This window comes from Acidovorax sp. 99 (assembly GCF_003096455.1).
GTDB lineage: Bacteria > Pseudomonadota > Gammaproteobacteria > Burkholderiales > Burkholderiaceae_C > Acidovorax > Acidovorax delafieldii.
Genome location: NZ_QEKU01000001.1, coordinates 2,648,535 through 2,665,790, shown reverse-complemented (window position 1 = coordinate 2,665,790; position 17,256 = coordinate 2,648,535). Strand labels below are relative to the sequence as shown.

General features: G+C 66.0%; 10 protein-coding genes. 8 read left to right on the top strand and 2 right to left on the bottom strand.

From position 1 onward, the window contains the following. Positions 1–10: 10 nt before the first annotated feature. The 7 genes from tssF (at position 11) to C8C95_RS12475 (ending at position 11,829) form a co-directional block, all read left to right on the top strand. Complete coding sequence (gene tssF, locus C8C95_RS12505) at positions 11–1,885, top strand: type VI secretion system baseplate subunit TssF (protein WP_116748797.1); 1,875 nt, start codon at positions 11–13, stop codon at positions 1,883–1,885. Continuing rightward, positions 1,882–2,985 carry a type VI secretion system baseplate subunit TssG gene (gene tssG, locus C8C95_RS12500; protein ID WP_116748796.1) on the top strand — a complete coding sequence of 368 codons (1,104 nt, stop codon included), beginning with the start codon at positions 1,882–1,884 and terminating at the stop codon, positions 2,983–2,985. The genes tssF and tssG overlap by 4 nt, the downstream gene beginning before the upstream one ends. A 57-nt stretch (positions 2,986–3,042) precedes the next feature. After that, positions 3,043–5,751, top strand: a complete 2,709-nt coding sequence (tssH, locus tag C8C95_RS12495) for a type VI secretion system ATPase TssH (RefSeq protein WP_116748795.1) — start codon at positions 3,043–3,045, stop codon at positions 5,749–5,751. 120 nt (positions 5,752–5,871) lie between these two features. Beyond that, the gene (locus C8C95_RS12490; RefSeq protein WP_165836538.1) at positions 5,872–8,058 is read left to right on the top strand and encodes a S41 family peptidase; all 2,187 of its coding nucleotides are present in this window, start codon (positions 5,872–5,874) and stop codon (positions 8,056–8,058) included. Positions 8,059–8,134: 76 nt separating this feature from the next. Continuing rightward, positions 8,135–9,616, top strand: coding sequence for an AMP nucleosidase (locus C8C95_RS12485; RefSeq protein WP_116748793.1), 1,482 nt, complete (start codon positions 8,135–8,137; stop codon positions 9,614–9,616). Positions 9,617–9,640: 24 nt separating this feature from the next. Next, positions 9,641–10,777: a GGDEF domain-containing protein gene (locus tag C8C95_RS12480; protein WP_116748792.1), complete on the top strand. Its 1,137-nt coding sequence runs from the start codon at positions 9,641–9,643 to the stop codon at positions 10,775–10,777. Between the two features lie 116 nt (positions 10,778–10,893). Then, positions 10,894–11,829, top strand: a complete 936-nt coding sequence (locus tag C8C95_RS12475; protein ID WP_116748791.1) for an ATP-binding cassette domain-containing protein — start codon at positions 10,894–10,896, stop codon at positions 11,827–11,829. Here the strand turns inward: C8C95_RS12475 and C8C95_RS12470 are convergent. Beyond that, on the bottom strand, positions 11,804–14,215 hold the full coding sequence (locus tag C8C95_RS12470) for an EAL domain-containing protein (RefSeq protein WP_116748790.1): 2,412 nt from the start codon (positions 14,213–14,215) through the stop codon (positions 11,804–11,806). The genes C8C95_RS12475 and C8C95_RS12470 overlap by 26 nt on opposite strands. Positions 14,216–14,278: 63 nt before the next feature. After that, complete coding sequence (gene purT / locus C8C95_RS12465) at positions 14,279–15,481, bottom strand: formate-dependent phosphoribosylglycinamide formyltransferase (RefSeq protein ID WP_116748789.1); 1,203 nt, start codon at positions 15,479–15,481, stop codon at positions 14,279–14,281. A gap of 108 nt (positions 15,482–15,589) precedes the next feature. Here purT and C8C95_RS12460 point away from each other — a divergent pair, with 108 nt between their 5' ends. Then, positions 15,590–17,221, top strand: a complete 1,632-nt coding sequence (locus C8C95_RS12460) for a sigma 54-interacting transcriptional regulator (RefSeq protein ID WP_243415689.1) — start codon at positions 15,590–15,592, stop codon at positions 17,219–17,221. Positions 17,222–17,256: the final 35 nt, after the last annotated feature.

Sequence of the window (17,256 nt, the reverse complement as noted above, 5' to 3'; positions counted from 1 at the left end):
GAACACACCGATGAATCCGCGTCTGGTGGAGTACTACAACCGAGAACTGGCCTACCTGCGTGAGCTGGGGGCCGAGTTTGCTGCCGCATTTCCAAAAGTGGCCGGCCGGCTCGCGCTGCGAGACCTGGATGTGGCAGACCCGTACGTTGAACGTCTCCTGGAGGGGTTCAGCTTCCTGACAGCGCGGGTGCAGATGAAGATGGACGCCGAGTTCCCACGGCTTTCACAACGCATCCTCGAGATGGTGTGCCCCCACTATCTGGCCCCCACCCCCGCCATGGTGGTCGTTCAGATGTCTCCCAGCGATACCGAGGGCAACGTGGCAGACGGCTATTGCCTGCCCGCTGGCAGCATGCTGCGCTCACGCAAGACCCATGATGACCAAGTATCGTGCGATTTTCGTACTGGGCACGACGTCACTCTCTGGCCTATTGCACTGTCCCGCGCAGTTCTGGGTGGGCCCCCTCTGGATCTCCCACTATCCCGCTTCGGATTGCAGCATGAGCCGACAGGGCATTTGCGCCTGGAAATCGAAACCCAGGGGGCTACCGACTTCGCGCAACTGCCGATGGATCGGCTGGATATGTACATCCACGCATCTGACGCTGTGGCGTCCCATCTGCAGGAGTTGTTGCACGAATCTCTCCTCGGCATCGTGGTGCACGATGCACAAGATCCGACCCGGGTGCACGGATACCTCTCAGCCCACGCCCTTCGTGCCGAAGGGTATGAACAGAGTCAGTCCTTGCTGCCTTATTCGCACCGGGCGTTTCAGGGGCACCGGCTGCTGCATGAGTATTTCGCCTTTCCGCCGCGCTTCCGGTTTTTCTCCATCCAAGGTCTGGCGAGTTCGCTGCAGGTGGTCCCCGGGAGGCGTCTGGCCATGACGCTGCTGCTGCGCAAGGCAGCCCCAGACCTCGAACCGGTGGTGGATAGACAAAATTTCCTGTTGCACTGCACACCCGCGATCAACCTGTTTGAGCGCACGGCGGACCGCATCCACGTGTCGGCAGGTGTCAACGAATACCACGTGGTGATGGAACGCACCCGCCCACGCGACTTCGAGGTGTACAACGTGCTCAGCGTCACCGGCCACCAGGAGGGCCAGGTGAACGACCGGGAGTTCGTTCCCTTGTATGCCTCCGTGCACGGCATACGCTCTGACGACCAAGCGTACTTCGCTGTACGGAGGGAGCCCCGGCTGTTTTCGGAGCACGCCGTTCGTTTCGGGCCCCGGACGCAATACCTGGGCAGCGAAGTTTTCCTGTCGCTGGTGGACCAACGAGCAGCCCCTTTTTCAGACGATCTCAAGCAGCTTTCGGTACGTACCCTGTGCACAAACCGCGATCTGCCTCTGCTGATGCCGATCAATCAAGCCGGGGGGGATTTCATCACCCTCGACTCGGCGCCCATCGGCGCCATACGCACCGTCGCTGGACCATCGCGACCCATGGGCAGCGTGGCAGAGAACGAGATCACCTGGAGATTGATCTCGCATCTGTCGCTGAACTACCTCGCGATGACCGACCTCTCGGAGCAGGAAGGCGCAGCCACGCTTCGCGAACTGATGAACCTCTACCTCGCCTTGGGCAACCATGCTCTCACCGGCCAGGTTGCCGGGCTGAAGGAAGTCAGTATTCAACCCATCACCAGACGCCTTGCTCAACACCGCCAGCTGATATACGGCCGGGGAGTGGGAATCACACTCACGGTCGATGAATCTTCGTTCGCTGGCGTGAGCGCATGGCCGCTGGCCTGTGTGCTTGAGCGCTTTTTCGCGCGCCATGTGGGTGTCAACAGCTTCACAGAACTGTCTTTGCACTCGCGGCAACGAGGGCCGCTCGCCAAGTGGGACGCTCGCCCAGGCCAGAGGCCGAATACATGACCGGCGCAGCATCTCCAACCCGGGAAGACCCGTTGCAGCAGCAAGATGGCAGCGCCGACCTGTGGCAACGACTGCGCAGCGATCCACACGCCTTCGATCTGTTCTTCGCGCTGCGATGGCTGCAGGCCCGCCATCCCGACCTACCGGTTTTGGGCCGCGCTGCGCGCCCGCAAGCCGAGCCGATCCGATTGGGACAGGACCCTTCTCTCGCCTTCGCCCCGGCCACCATCGCAGAGGTGCTGCCAGCCGGAGCAGGCCAGCCGGAGCGGTTGATGGTCTGGAACTTCGGCCTGTATGGTCCCAATGGCCCGCTGCCTACCCACCTGACGGAGTACGTCCGCGAGAGACAGCGCCAATACGACGACACGACGCTGGCCCGGTTTTCCGACATCTTCCACCACAGGCTGCTGCTGCTGTTCTTTCGTGCATGGGCCGATGCCCAGCCCACAGTGTCCCTGGACCGGCCCGGTGACGGGATGTTCGGGCGCCACCTGGCCAGCATCATTGGCATCGGTGAACCATCAGCACGACACCGCGATGCGGTGGACGACCACGCCAAGCTTCACATGGCCGGGCACCTGACGCGCATCACCCGCAATCCGGAGGGCCTGCAGCGTGCCATCGCCAGCTACTTTGGAGTGCCCGTCGCTTTGAACGAATACTGCTTGCACTACTTGGAACTCGAGCCCTCGCAGCAAACCCGTCTCTCGCGGCATCCCTGCAACTCGCAGTTGGGGGTCGATACGGTGGTGGGATCCAGGGTTCCGGATGCGCAAAGCAAGTTCCGACTGCGCATTGGCCCGATGACCCTGGCGCAGTACGAGCGCTTTCTTCCAGGCCATTCAGATTTCAAGGCGCTCGTGGACTGGGTGAGGAACTACCTGGGTATCGAGTACGCCTGGGATTTCGAACTCGTGCTGCGGCGCGAGGAAGTCCCCGGCACGCGACTGGGCGGCGGAACCCGCCTGGGCTGGACCAGTTGGCTGCTCGATGGCCCTGCAACCTCTGACGCAGATGACTTCCGTCTGGACCCGGAAAGCTGGCTGCAAACCCGTAGCCAACCCGTCAGAGCGCACGTGTCCATGCCTGCGGACGCGTAACGCGGCTTCGCTTTTCCATTTCCCCGAAATTCTTTTTTAACGCCCGTCCCCATAACCATGTCAGAGATCAGTCGCCTTGCCCTGTTCGGAAAACTCAACCCACTGCTTTTCAAATCGCTGGAGGGTGCTACGGTGTTCTGCAAGTTGCGGGGCAACCCCTATGTCGAACTGGTCCATTGGCTGCACCAGTTGCTGCAGGAGAGCGACTCCGACCTGCTGAGGCTGTTTCGCCATGTCGAGATCGATGCAGAGCAACTTGCTGCCGACGTGCTGCGCAGCCTGGACCGGCTGCCACGGGGAGCCACGTCGATCTCCGACTTCTCGGACCAGATTGAGATGTCCATCGAACGCGGCTGGGTCTACGCCACGCTGATGTTCAACGAATCGCAGATCCGCAGCGCCTACTGGCTTTCCGGCATGCTGCGCACCCGGACATTGGCCAATGAGCTCCGATCAATTTCGAAGGAGTTCGAAAAGATCTCCGAGCCATCGCTGAGCGACGCATTCCCCAAACTGCTCCCACTGTCGCCGGAAGCCCGACTCCAGGCAGCTGACGGTTCGGGACTCCAGGGAACGCCAGGTGAAGCCAGCAGTGCGACAACGCCACTCGGCACGGGTAAGCAGGACGCCCTGCAGCGCTATACCGTTGACCTGACCGAACGCGCCCGCCAAGGCGAACTGGACCCGGTGACAGGCCGCGACGAGGAAGTGCGCCAGATGATCGACATCCTCATGCGCCGTCGGCAAAACAACCCCATCCTCGTGGGCGAAGCTGGGGTCGGCAAGACCGCCGTGGTGGAAGGCTTGGCGCTGCGCATTGCCGCAGACGACGTTCCACCGCCGCTACGCGGCGTCCAGCTGCGCACGATGGACGTTGGCCTGTTGCAGGCGGGCGCCAGCATGAAGGGCGAATTCGAGAACCGGCTGCGCACGCTGCTGGACGAAGTGCAGGCCAGCACCACTCCGATCGTGCTCTTCATCGACGAAGTGCACACCCTGATCGGTGCGGGCGGTCAGGCTGGTACGGGCGATGCGGCCAACCTGCTCAAACCAGCATTGGCCCGTGGGGTGCTGCGCACGATTGGCGCGACCACCTGGGCAGAGTACAAGAAGTACATCGAGAAAGACCCGGCGCTGACGCGCCGCTTCCAGCTGGTACATATCCACGAGCCCGACGAACCCAAGGCTGTGCACATGCTGCGCGGAGTGGCCGCCAAGCTGGAAGCGCATCACAAGGTTCGGATCGCTGACGAGGCCGTGGTGGCCGCGGTAAACCTGTCGCACCGCTACATTCCCGCACGCCAGTTGCCAGACAAGGCGGTGAGTCTCATGGACACCGCCTGTTCCCGCGTCGCCATGGCCCTCACGGCAACACCTGCGCGCCTGGAGGCCGTGACCCGCCAACAGGAGGCGCTCCAAGTGGAGCTAGGGGTCGTGCAGCGAGAGGCCGACCTGGGTATCGCCGATGCAGGGCGTATGACCGAGCTAGCCGCAGCGCTGGAGCGCTTGCGGGTGGAGAAAGCCACGCTGACCGAACGACTGGCCCGCGAGAATGACCTCGCGCAACGTATCGTCCAGGCAGAAGCAACACTCCTGGCTGCACGGCTTACACGCACGCCAGACGCTGCCAGCGTAGATGCAGCTGCTGCCTCCGCTGAAGCGATGACATCAGCCGCACCAGCCGTCTCGCCAGAGGAGCTGGACGCGATGCGCAAGGAACTGCTCACGCTACAGGGCGACGATCCCCTGTTGCACCCGGTGGTGGATGCGGGCGTTGTGGCCGCCGTCGTGGCCGAATGGACAGGCATTCCCGTGGGCCGCATGGTGCGCGATGAAGTGAAGTCGGTGCTGACGCTGACACATACGCTAGAAAAGCGCGTGATCGGCCAGCGCCACGGATTGGAGGCCATCACGCGCCGCATACAGACAGCGCGCGCGCAGTTGGACAACCCCAGCAAACCCATTGGAGTATTCCTGCTGGCAGGCCCCTCGGGGGTGGGAAAGACCGAAACCGCCCTTTCCCTGGCCGAGGCGCTGTACGGCGGTGAACAGAATCTCATCACCATCAACATGAGCGAGTTCCAGGAAGCGCACACCGTCTCCACACTCAAGGGCGCGCCACCGGGCTACGTGGGGTATGGCGAAGGTGGCGTTCTGACTGAAGCGGTGCGCCGCAGACCGTACAGCGTGGTATTGCTCGACGAGATCGAGAAGGCGCACCCGGACGTGCACGAGATGTTCTTCCAAGTGTTCGACAAGGGCTGGATGGAAGACGGCGAGGGCCGCTATATCGACTTCAAGAACACAGTGATCATCCTGACGTCGAATGTGGGCTCGGAGCTGATCGCAGGACTTTGCAACGACCCCGACCTCATTCCGTCGCCCGAGGCCCTGGCCCAGGCAATCCGCCAGCCGCTGCTCGACAAGTTCCCGGCCGCGCTGCTCGGTCGCCTCACGGTGGTGACGTACTACCCGATTTCCGAAGCGATGCTTGAGCAGATCATTGGCCTGCAAATGCGCCGCATCCAGACACGCATCCAGGTCAACCATGGCGCGCAGTTCGAGTTCGACGACAGCGCCGTGCGGCTGATCAGAGAGCGCTGCAGCGAAGTGGAGTCTGGCGCCCGCATGATCGACGCGATCCTGACCCAGAACCTCTTGCCACGCATGGCCATAGAGTTCCTGCAGGCTTCGGTGGATACAAAGATCATCAGCCGCATCAACGTGAGCGCCGCTGATAACGACTTTGTGATCCGCTACGTCTAGGCCCACAAGCACCCCCTTCGACGCACCGCCACCATGCCCAACGCACACTTGCTCCGCAACCAGCCTCCCCCCTCCTGCGCCGCAGAACACCGGGCAGGTACTGTGCCAAACACGGCCGCCTTGACCGCCTTGGTCGTCTTGGCTGCCTTCGCGATGCCGGCGCACTCAGGTCTGCTCGATGGCCTGGGCCGGGTCGGCGAGGCCATCAGCCGTAGCGAAGGCGCTGTGTCCGCCGGGCAGCAGGTCATATCGACGGGTCGGCAGGCCATGGACGCGGGCCGCCAGACCTGGGACGGCCGCAACGTCATCCCCTTCCAGCCGCCCTCCGGGGCCGCCGTGATGGCGCGCGACGAAGGCGGCCCGGTGCGGCTCATTGCCGCCCTCGAACGCGGCGCGGGCGACCCCGTCGCTGCGGGTAGCACGCTGGTGGCGCTGCTCGACCAGGGCGCGTACTTCGTGCAGCGCCAGACTGCGCATGTGACAACACCTCAGGACCAGTTACTGGCCACTCCCCGCGCAGACAGCTCTGCGGTGTCCATCGACCTGCCGCAGACTCCACCGGGGACCCTCTTCGACCTGGCCTCGGGCAGGGTACGAGCTTCAGGCGCTGGCGTGAAGATATTTGCACTGTCTGTGCACACCAGCCTGCCACGCCGGACTGGCCGCCGCGGGCTGGATGCGATAGAGCAGCACGCCATGCTCACCACCAGTTCAGTGCAGATGGAATGGCCACTGCAGCCCGACCTGGCAATGGAAGCGGTGGGTGGCAAGTTGCTGGTGTGGGCCAGCGAGTCAGGCGCCGCGTTTCCGTCGGGCTTCGGTGCGGACGGCCGCCTCTTCACGCCCGACGACCCCATGGTGCGGCTGCCGCGCGGCTACACCGTCGTGACCCTGGACAGCCGCGGTTTCAGCTTCGACCGCAGCCGCGAGATCGCGCTGGCTCAGTATGGGGTGCAGTCCACGGCAGACATCGACCTGACCCGGCTGTCGCCCGGCGACGCTTTCAAGGCATTCACCAGCGTGATGCACGAACGCTATCCGTTCCGCAGCGCACAACCCATGGATTGGGCACGGCTGCAAGCAGAGCTGGCGGACAAGGTGCGGCAGGCCGGCGACCGGCGGGACCGGCAAGCCATGGCGCAAATCTACGCCGACATCGGTGCACGCCTGCAGGACGGCCTGTTCCGCGTCGACGTGCGCGGCGCAGGCGGGCCCCAGGGTTTCACGGCAGGGCTCGATGTGGGCCTGGCCGGCCAGTGGCAGCCGCGCGGCATCACGCCGCTGCCGACGCAGGGCGTGTGGTGGCTGCCTGATGGCCGGGCCGTGTTAGGCAGCGTCGCCCCGCGCTCGGCCGCGGAACTGGCCGGGCTGCGCCCGGGCGCCGAGATTGTGGAAGTCAACGGCGAGAGCGTCGGGCGCTATTTGGGCCGCGCCGTGCGCTACTCCAACCGCCCCACCGAAGTCGGGCGCCGCCACGATGCCCTCAAGCTGATGGCCTACGATCGGGAAGCCATGGTGCTGAAGGTGCGCCAGGACGGCAAGGACCAAACCTTCGATCTGCGCCAGCGCATGGCTGAGCGGCCCCAGGCGGCCGGCTCGCCCCCGAACAACGAATCGCTGTCAGCGTTCCAGTTGCGCAGCCAATTGGGCCGACAGTACGGCTATATCGCGCTCAGCTCGTTCGCCGACGGGGGAGGCAACTTGGATCAGTGGGAACGCAGCCTCGCCGCAGCCACCCAGGCACGGCTCAGCGGCCTGGTGCTGGACCTTCGGGGCGCCAACCACAATGCATACCAGTTGGTTCCCCACTACGTGGCATCTTTCTTCTCTTACGATCGACCCCTGCGGCTGCAGGGCTATGCGCAGCGCCAGATGGACGCCACCGCCAAGGTGTGGCGCACCCGCGGCAGCTTGGGCCTGCCGCCACAGCTGCCGCTGTTCACACAGGGAAATGCTCACTACAGCGCACCACTCGTGCTGTTGACCGGCCCGGACTGCACGGGCCCATGCGAGATGTTCGCAGTCTGGTTGCAGAAAGCCGGTCGGGCCCAGGTCATCGGAACGGAGCCCACACCGGGTGCCGTAGGCATGACGACCCGCGTACTGTTGCCGGGAGACGTGATCGTTCACGCGCCGACCGTTGCAGAACTGGGCGCCAACGGCGAGCACTATGTATTCGGCAAAGGCGTTGAGCCTGATCTGCGCCTGACGGTAGACGCAGGGTTCGTCCAGCGCCTCATGGTCGGTGGCGACCCTGTGCTGGATGCCGCCGTACAGTGGCTAGACGGTAGGCCCCAGGCACGCTGACCGCACTGTCATGCGCATCTGCACCCAAAAAGCAAGCTGCCCCGCGGCAGCGCCACGGGCAGGCGAAAATAGCGGCATGCCCCTCATCCCCGATTTCATCGCCCCCACCCGCCACACCGACCCGGCCGACGCCCTGGCCCAGGTGCAGCGCATCTACCAGCAACAAATTGGCCACCTGCGCGACGCCATGCAGCGTTTTGTGGCGGGCGAGACGCCCGAGGGCCCGGTGCGGGCTTTCTACCCGTTTGTGCGGGTGCACACCACCACCGTGGCGCGGGCCGATACCAAGCTGGCCTATGGCTTTGTGGAAGGCCCCGGGCGGTATGAGACCACGCTGACCCGGCCCGACCTGTTTGCCAACTACTACGCCGAGCAGTTCCGCCTGCTGCGCGCCAGCCACAACGTGGAACTGGAAGTGGGCACCAGCACCCACCCGATTCCCATCCATTTCTCGTTTGCGGAGCACGACCACATCGAGGGCACGCTGACCCAGGCGCGCCGCATGCTGATGCGCGACGTGTTCGACCTGCCCGACCTGGCCGCCATGGACGATGGCATCGCCAACGGGACCTGGCAGGCCGCACCCGGCGAGGCGCAGCCGCTGTCGCTGTTCACCGCTCCGCGCGTGGACTACTCACTGCACCGCCTGCGCCACTACACCGGCACGGCACCCGAGTGGTTCCAGAACTTCGTGCTGTTCACCAATTACCAGTTCTACATCGACGAGTTCGTGCGCCTGGGCCACGCCGAGATGGCCAAACCCGACAGCGAATACATCGCCTTCGTCGAACCCGGCAACGTGGTCACACGCCGCGTGGGCCTGAGCGCCGAGGCGGGCGACGACCTGGGCGCCGCGCCGCCCCGCCTGCCGCAGATGCCCGCCTACCACCTGGTGCGCAAGGACGCGAGCGGCATCACCATGGTCAACATCGGCGTGGGCCCGGCCAACGCCAAGACCATCACCGACCACATCGCCGTGCTGCGCCCCCATGCCTGGATGATGCTGGGCCACTGCGCAGGCCTGCGCAACAGCCAGCAGCTGGGCGACTACGTGCTGGCGCATGCCTACGTGCGCGAGGACCATGTGCTGGACGAAGACCTGCCGCTGTGGGTGCCCATCCCGGCGCTGGCCGAAATCCAGCTGGCGCTGCAGCAGGCGGTGGCCGATGTCACGCAGATCAGCGGCGCAGACCTGAAGCGCGTGATGCGCACCGGCACCGTGGCCAGCACCGACAACCGCAACTGGGAGCTGCTGCCCGACAACACGCCCCAGCGCCGCTTCAGCCAGAGCCGCGCCGTGGCGCTGGACATGGAAAGCGCCACCATCGCCGCCAACGGCTTCCGCTTCCGCGTGCCCTACGGCACCCTGCTGTGCGTGAGCGACAAGCCCCTGCATGGCGAGATCAAGCTGCCCGGCATGGCCAACCACTTCTACCGCGAGCGCGTGGACCAGCACCTGCGCATCGGCATGCGCGCCATCGAGATCCTGCGCAACGGCGGCGTGGACCGCCTGCACAGCCGCAAGCTGCGCAGCTTTGCCGAGGTCGCATTTCAGTAAACGACTGGCCCGAGGCCGCTGCGCATGCCACTGGATTTCCTCACCCTCATGACGGTCATGGCGGCCAACCTGTTCATGATCTCGGCCGCGCTGCCGCTGATCATGGGCCGGGACGTGAGCCGCGCGGCCCGCAACATGCAGGCCAGCATGCTGCTGCAGGCGGTGGCCTGGTCGACCATCATCGCCTCGGCCACCCTGTGGGACCAGGCCCTCTCCACCCTGTCGATTGCCTGCAACGCGGCCGCGCAGTGGATGCTGTACCGGGCGCTGGAGGAATGGCTGGGCCCCCGCCCCTTGCGCCGCGTGCTGCTGGTGCTGGTGATTGCCACCCCGCTGGGCTACACCCTGGGTTTTGGGCACTACGCCTGGCGCGTGGGCTGGGCCAACTTTTTGATGGCTACCATTTTGTGCATCGTGGCACGCGCCACCCTGGCGCCCGTGGTGGAGGCCAACCTGCGCTGGCGCAGCCTGCTGATGGGCTGCCTGCTGACGTCGGCCGCTTTCACGCTGGCGCGGGGCATGCTGGGCGCCTTCACCGACCAGTATCCGAGCTTTCGCACGCCCCATCCCGTCAACCTGGCAGCTGCTGTGGCCACCAATGTGAGCCTGGTGCTGGGCACCGTCGCCCTGCTGGTGGCGTGGCGGTCGGAGGCAGAACACAAGCTGCGCACGCTGGCGATGACCGATGGCCTCACCGGCGTGCTCAACCGGCGAGGCTTCACCACCCAAGGCAGCAGCCTGCTGGCACACGCCGCACGTCACCAGTTGCCCATGACGGCAATGATGCTGGACCTGGACCACTTCAAGCAGGTCAACGACACCCACGGCCACGAGGCCGGAGACCGCGCCCTGCAACTGTTTGCCCGCCTGCTGGGTGACACCTGCCGCAGCGGCGACCTGGTCGGGCGCCTGGGTGGCGAGGAGTTTGGCGTGCTGCTGTTGCACAACAGCGCGCCCGCTGGACTGGCCCTGGACCGGCGACTGCGCAGGCGTCTGCATGCCGCCAGCGTGGCAGAGCTGGGCTTTGCGCTGGACTACAGCGCCGGGATGGCCGTGCTGCAGCCGGGCGAAGCTGGCTTGGCCGAACTGATGGCCCGTGCCGACGGTGCCCTCTATGCAGCCAAGACGGCGGGCCGGGGGCGGCTGGTCGCGGCGGACTGAGGCAAGCAGTCCTGTTTTGATTGCATCAGGCGCAATACCCACTAGCGCCTGCAGCAGATTCTGGCAAAGATCCGCCCCCAAGCACCACGGACGCACTCGTCGCACACAATCCCTCCATGACCGCACTTTTTGAAGCCCTGCACCTGCGCAAACGTTATGGCGAGACCACGGTGGTGGACGACGTGTCCTTCGCCATTGCTCCCGGCGAATGCCTGGGGGTCATCGGCCCCAACGGCGCGGGCAAGACCACCACCATCCGCATGTGCCTGGGCCTGGCGTCGCCAGACGGGGGCGAAGTGCATTTCACGCCCCAGCCCGGCACGGCCCCGCTGCTGATGCCCCGCGATGCGCTGGCCATCAAGGCGCAGCTGGGTGTGGTCACGCAGTTTGACACCCTCGACCCGGACTTCAGCTGCGCCGAAAACCTGCGCGTATTCGGCCGCTACTTCGGCCTGAAGGGGCCGGTGATGGACGAGCGTGTACCCCAGTTGCTGGAGTTCGCAGCCCTCACCCACAAGGCCGATGCCAAGCCGGGCGAGCTGTCGGGCGGCATGAAGCGGCGCCTGTCGCTGGCGCGCGCCCTGGTCAACAACCCGCGCCTGCTGCTGCTGGACGAGCCCACCACTGGCCTGGACCCGCAAGCCCGCCACCTGATGTGGGAGCGGCTGCAACTGCTGCTGCAGCAAGGCAAGTCGATCCTGCTGACCACCCACTTCATGGACGAGGCCGAGCGCCTGTGCTCGCGCCTGCTGGTGCTGGACCACGGCCGCAAGATTGCAGAAGGCCGCCCGCGCGAGCTGATCGCCCAGCACCTGGAGCCGGATGTGGTGGAGGTGTTCGGCGTGGGGGCCGTCCAGATGGCCGAAGACGCCGCGCTGCGCGCCCTGGCCGCCCGCGTGGAAATCAGCGGCGAGACCGTGTTTTTCTACACCCAGAACGCCCAGCCACTGCTGCAGGCCTTGGCCGCACACGGCCACCTGCGCACGCTGCACCGGCCGGCCAATCTGGAAGACCTGTTCCTCAAGCTCACGGGGCGGCAGATCCGGGAGTGAGGTCGGCCGGAGGGCCTGCCACCCGGCCCTGCCACCAGTTTTCAAGGTCTTGTGGCGCGCAAGGCTGGGAAAAGAGGTAACCCTGCAGTTCGTCGCACCCCAGCCGGGTCAGCCACTGTGCCTGGTGCTCGGTTTCCACGCCCTCGGCCACCGTGCGCAGGCCCAGCTTTTGTGCCAGGGCCACGATGGCGTCCACCAGCACTTCGCCCCGGTCATTGCTCCCCAGGTCGTTGACGAAAGAGTGGTCGATCTTGAGCTTGCGCACCGGAAACCGCTTGAGCTGGCTGAGTGACGAATAGCCGGTGCCGAAGTCGTCGATGGCCAGCTGCACGCCCAGAGCGGTGAGGCGCTGCATGGTCTGCAGGGCCTCCTCCACGGGCTCCATGATCGCGCTTTCAGTGATCTCCAATTGCAGCAACCGGGGTGGGCACCCGGTGCTTTGCAAGGCGTGTGCCACCACCTGGTCCAGCTCGGGCTCCTGGAACTGACGGGCCGAGAGATTCACCGCCACCGGGATCTCCCCCCAACCGGCATCCAGCCACCGGCGTGCCTGCGCGCAGGCCTCGTTCAGCACCCATTCGCCCAGGGGCACGATCAGCCCCGTTTCTTCCGCAATACCGATGAACTGCAGCGGAGACACCAGCCCACGCTCCGGGTCCGCCCACCGCACCAGCGCCTCCGCCGACGACACACGCCCCGTCCGCGCATCCATGATGGGCTGATAGTGCAGGCGCAGCCCGTCGTGCTCGATGGCATGGCGCAGGCCCGCCTCCACCCGCAGGCGCTCCGTCAACACCTCCGTCATGTGCGGGCTGAAGAAAGCCAGCCGGTTCCCACCCAGGTCCTTGGCGTCGTACATGGCCACATCCGCATTGCGCAGCAGGAGATCCCCGGAGTCCCCATCCTGCGGGAAGACCGCAATGCCCAGGCTGGTGCCCAGCAACCAGCTGGACGTGCCGGTCTCCACCGGCAGGGTCAGCGCCCGCACAATGCGCCGCGCCATGGGCTCCACCACGGCCGGGTCCAGCAGGTCGGGCAGCACCACCACAAACTCATCCCCTCCCGGCCGGGCCACCACATCGCCAGGACGCACACAACCCTGCAACCGGACCGCCACCTCCTTGAGCAAGGCATCGCCCCGGGCATGGCCCAGGCTGTCGTTCACCCCTTTGAACCGGTCCAGGTCCATGGCCAGAACGGCCACGCAGTGGCCCTGCTCCCGCGCCCGGTCCAACGCCGCGTCCAGCCGCTCCGTGAGGCTGTAGCGGTTGGCCAAGTCGGTCAGGGGGTCTCGCCGCGCCTGGCGCTCCAGCGTCTCCGTGTGTTGCGCGATGGACTGCTGCTGGCGCAGCAGGGACTCCGCCATCCGGTCCAGTGCCCGGGCCACCTGCCCCAGCTCTCCCGGGGGATAGGGTGTGCCAATGGGTTCGGCGTAGTTGCCAGCATCCATGCGGCCAATGGCGCGGATGGCGCGCATGGCATGGCGGCGCACCGCAAATTCCACCAGCAGAAAAGCAGCAACGAACACGATGACCGCCAGTGCCAGCACCCCGAGCAGTGCGCTCCGGAACTGGCGCTCCACCGGGCCACGCAGGTCGTCCTCGGGCACGGCCAGGGCCAGACGCAGATCCGAGCCCTGTGCGCGCGGCAACTGGGCGCGCACCCAGACGCGACGCACGCCATCGGCCCCCTCCATCACGGCATGCCCTTCGACCGCTTGCAACATGAAAGTGCGTTCGGCGTCCCCCAGGGTCAGCGGCGCCACCTCCGGCCGGCGGAAGTCCATGACCACCGAACCGTCGGCATTCCATACCTGCAGATGCATACGCTCATAGCGCTGTGCATGCACCGTGGCCTGCCCGTAGTCCTGCATGTCGAGCGAGGCCAGCAGGATGAAGCGCAACGCGCCACCCGCATCGCGCACCGGGTAGGCCACCTGCAGCACTCCCTTGCCCGTCAGGCGGCCTATGACCGCTTCCAGCACCGGCCCGGAGGCCGTCAGCGCACGCTGAAAGTAACTGCGGTCCCGCAGGTCCAGCGTACGGCCACTGCGCAGCGAATCACAGAACAGGGAGCCATCGGGCTGGATGGTGAGGATGCCGGTGTACTGAGGATGTTCCTTGAGGACATCTGCCAGGAAATCAGAGCAGGCGGCCTTGTCGCCCGCTGCCAGCAGGGGGACGCGCCCAAGGCCAAACAAGAGTTGCCCGGTACCAGCGATCTTGTCGTCCAGGTTGCTGGCAATGATGCCTGCCCGGGCCACCAGCCGGTCGCGCGCCTGTCCGGTGGTGGTCACCCGGAACTCCAGCAGCAGCCACACCAGGGCCGGCACAGGCAACAAAGAGGCTGCCAGCACCGGCCACAGGATCCGCGCACTCAGGCTCACAGGGGTTTCTCCTTCAGAAGCGCCGTCGTCGCACCGGCCCGCCGCAACAGCGGCCGCAGGCTATCAGGCCACGCGGGGCCTGACCTTGCTCGCCGCCAGCTTGGCGTTCGCACGCGCCGTGTCCACATTCTCAGCCCGCGCCAGCGCCACGCCCATGCGGCGCTTCACAAAACTCTCGGGCTTGCCGAACAGGCGCAGGTCGGAGCCCGGCACGCGCAGCGCTTCTTCCACGCCGTCGAACACGATGCCCTGGGCTTCCACACCGCCATAGATGACGGCACTGGCGCCGGGGTTGCGCAGGCTGGTGTCTACCGGCAGGCCCAGGATGGCGCGGGCGTGCAGCTCAAACTCGCTCTGGTGCTGGGTGCACAGCGTGACCAGGCCGGTGTCGTGCGGGCGGGGGCTCACCTCGCTGAACCACACGTTCTCGCCCTTCACGAACAGCTCCACACCAAACAATCCCTGGCCGCCCAGGTTGTCGGTGACGGCCTTGGCGATCTGGCGCGACTTTTCGAGTGCGGCCGGGTGCATGGGGTGGGGCTGCCAGCTTTCCACATAGTCGCCACTCACTTGCACATGGCCGATGGGGTCGCAGAAACTGGTGGTGATTTGGCCGTCTGCGCCCACAGACCGCACGGTGAGCTGGGTGATTTCGTAGTCAAAGTCGATGAAGCCCTCGACGATCACACGGCCGTGGCTCACCCGGCCACCGGCCATGGCGTAGTCCCAGGCCTTTTGCACGTCGGCGGGGCCGTCGATCTTGCTCTGGCCCTTGCCCGAGCTGCTCATGACGGGCTTGACGATGCAAGGGTAACCAATCCCGCCATCAATCGCAGCCTGCAACTCTTCGAGCGAATTACAGAATTTGTACGGGCTGGTGGGCAACCCCAGCGTTTCGGCGGCCAGCACGCGGATGCCTTCACGGTCCATGGTCAGGCGCGCTGCGCGGGCCGTGGGGATCACGCGCACGATGCCCGCGGCTTCCAGCTCTTCGAGCATGGGGGTGGCGATGGCTTCGATCTCGGGCACCACCAGGTGGGGCCGTTCGGCTTCGATCAGCGCCTTGAGCTGGGCCGGGTCGCTCATGGTGATGGTGCGCGCATGGTGGGCCACCTGCTGGCCGGGGGCGTTGTCGTAGCGGTCCACGGCAATGGTTTCCACCCCCAGGCGCTGCAGCGCGATCAGCACCTCCTTGCCCAGCTCGCCCGAGCCCAGCAGCATGACTTTGGTGGCATGGGGGGACAGAGGGGTTCCGAGGGTGGTCATGGTGGGGGCTTTCGAGAAGGTGAAAAAGTCGGTAAATGGCTGGACGCAGGCGACTTTAATGCACCCGGGCGCAGAACTTGCAATCGCCCTGACATGCCCCCACCGCCCATGCCCTCCCCTTCCAGCACGGCCCGCTCGCACAGCCCCACCGACTGGCACGCCCAGGAGCTGCTGCTGATGCGCGAGGTGATGCGCCTCATCGGCCGCAGCCTGGCGCCCGGCCTGGTGCTGCGCGAAATGCTGCACCTGATGAGCGAACTGCTGGGCCTGAACCGGGGGCGCATCGTGCTGGTGGACGACGCTCCCTCCTCCCCAGCCGGCGCGCCGCGCACCGCCTCCATCCAGCATGCGTACGGACTCACCCAGGCCGAGGTGCAGCTCGGGCGGTACGCCTGGGGCGAGGGCATCACAGGCCGCGTGCTGGCCACGGGGCAGCCTGCCATCGTGCAGGACATTGATGCCGAACCGCTGTTTCTGGCACGCGCGGTGGAGCGCAGCCAGCTGCCGCCCGAGACGGTGGCCTTCATCGCCCTGCCCATCGAGGTCAACAACGCGCCCATCGGCGTGCTGGCCTGTCACCGCATCCGCAGCCGCCAGCGCCACCTGAACGACGACCTGGCGGTGCTGCGCGTGCTGGCCACGCTGGTCGGGCAGCTGCTGCAGCTGGAAGCCCTGGTGGCCGAGCAGACGCGGCAGCTGCAGGCGCGCAACGCCGTGCTGGCCAATGCGCTCAACACCAAAAGCGCGCGCTACGGGCTCATTGGCAGCTCGCCACCGCTGCTGCAGGCCTTGAGCGAGCTGGAGCGTGTGTCACAAACCCAGGCCACCGTGCTGCTGCTGGGCCAGTCCGGCACGGGCAAGGAGCTGTTCGCACGCGCCGTGCACCTGGCCAGCGGGCGGCGCGACCGGCCCTTCATCAAGGTCAACTGCTCGGCCATTCCGGACGCGCTGTTCGAGTCCGAACTGTTTGGCTACGAAAAAGGCGCGTTCACCGGCGCCAGCACAGCCCGCGCGGGCTGGTTCGAGCAGGCCGACAGCGGCACCATCTTTCTAGACGAGATTGGCGAGCTGCCGCTGGCCCTGCAGTCCAAGCTGCTGCGCACGCTGCAGGAGGGCACGCTGGTGCGCCTGGGCGGGCAGCGCGAGGTCAAGGTCAACGTGCGCCTGGTGGCGGCCACCCACCGCGACCTGGCGGCCGATGTGGAGGCCGGGCGCTTTCGGCAGGACTTGTATTACCGCCTGCACGTGATTCCGATCCATCTGCCCTCGCTGGCCGAGCGGCGCGAGGACATCCGCGCGCTGGCGCTGCACTTTGTGAGCCGCGCCAACCAGGCGCACCAGCGCAACGTGAACCTCTCGCCCGACGCGCTGGCGCGGCTGGAAGAACATCCCTGGCCCGGCAACATCCGCGAGCTGGGCAATGTGATCGAACGCCTGGTGCTGCTGACCAATGACACGCTGGTGGCGCGGGCGGAGCTGGACCGGTTTCTGCCGGCTGCGTCCGTGCCGTTGCCTTCGCCTCCCGCACCACAGCCTCCTGCAGCCATCGCGGCAGCAGAACGCCCAGCCATTGCCCCAGCGCCGCTGGTGCGTGACTACGCACCGGCCCAGTCGCACAGCGTGTTGGTGCTGCAGACAGCACTGGCCGAGCACCACGGCAACCAGTCGCGTGCAGCGCAGAGCCTGGGGCTGACGCTGCGGCAGTTCAGCTACCGGCTGCGCAAGGCGGGTCTGAAGTGACGACGGACACTGTGTCGACAATGTGTCAACACAGT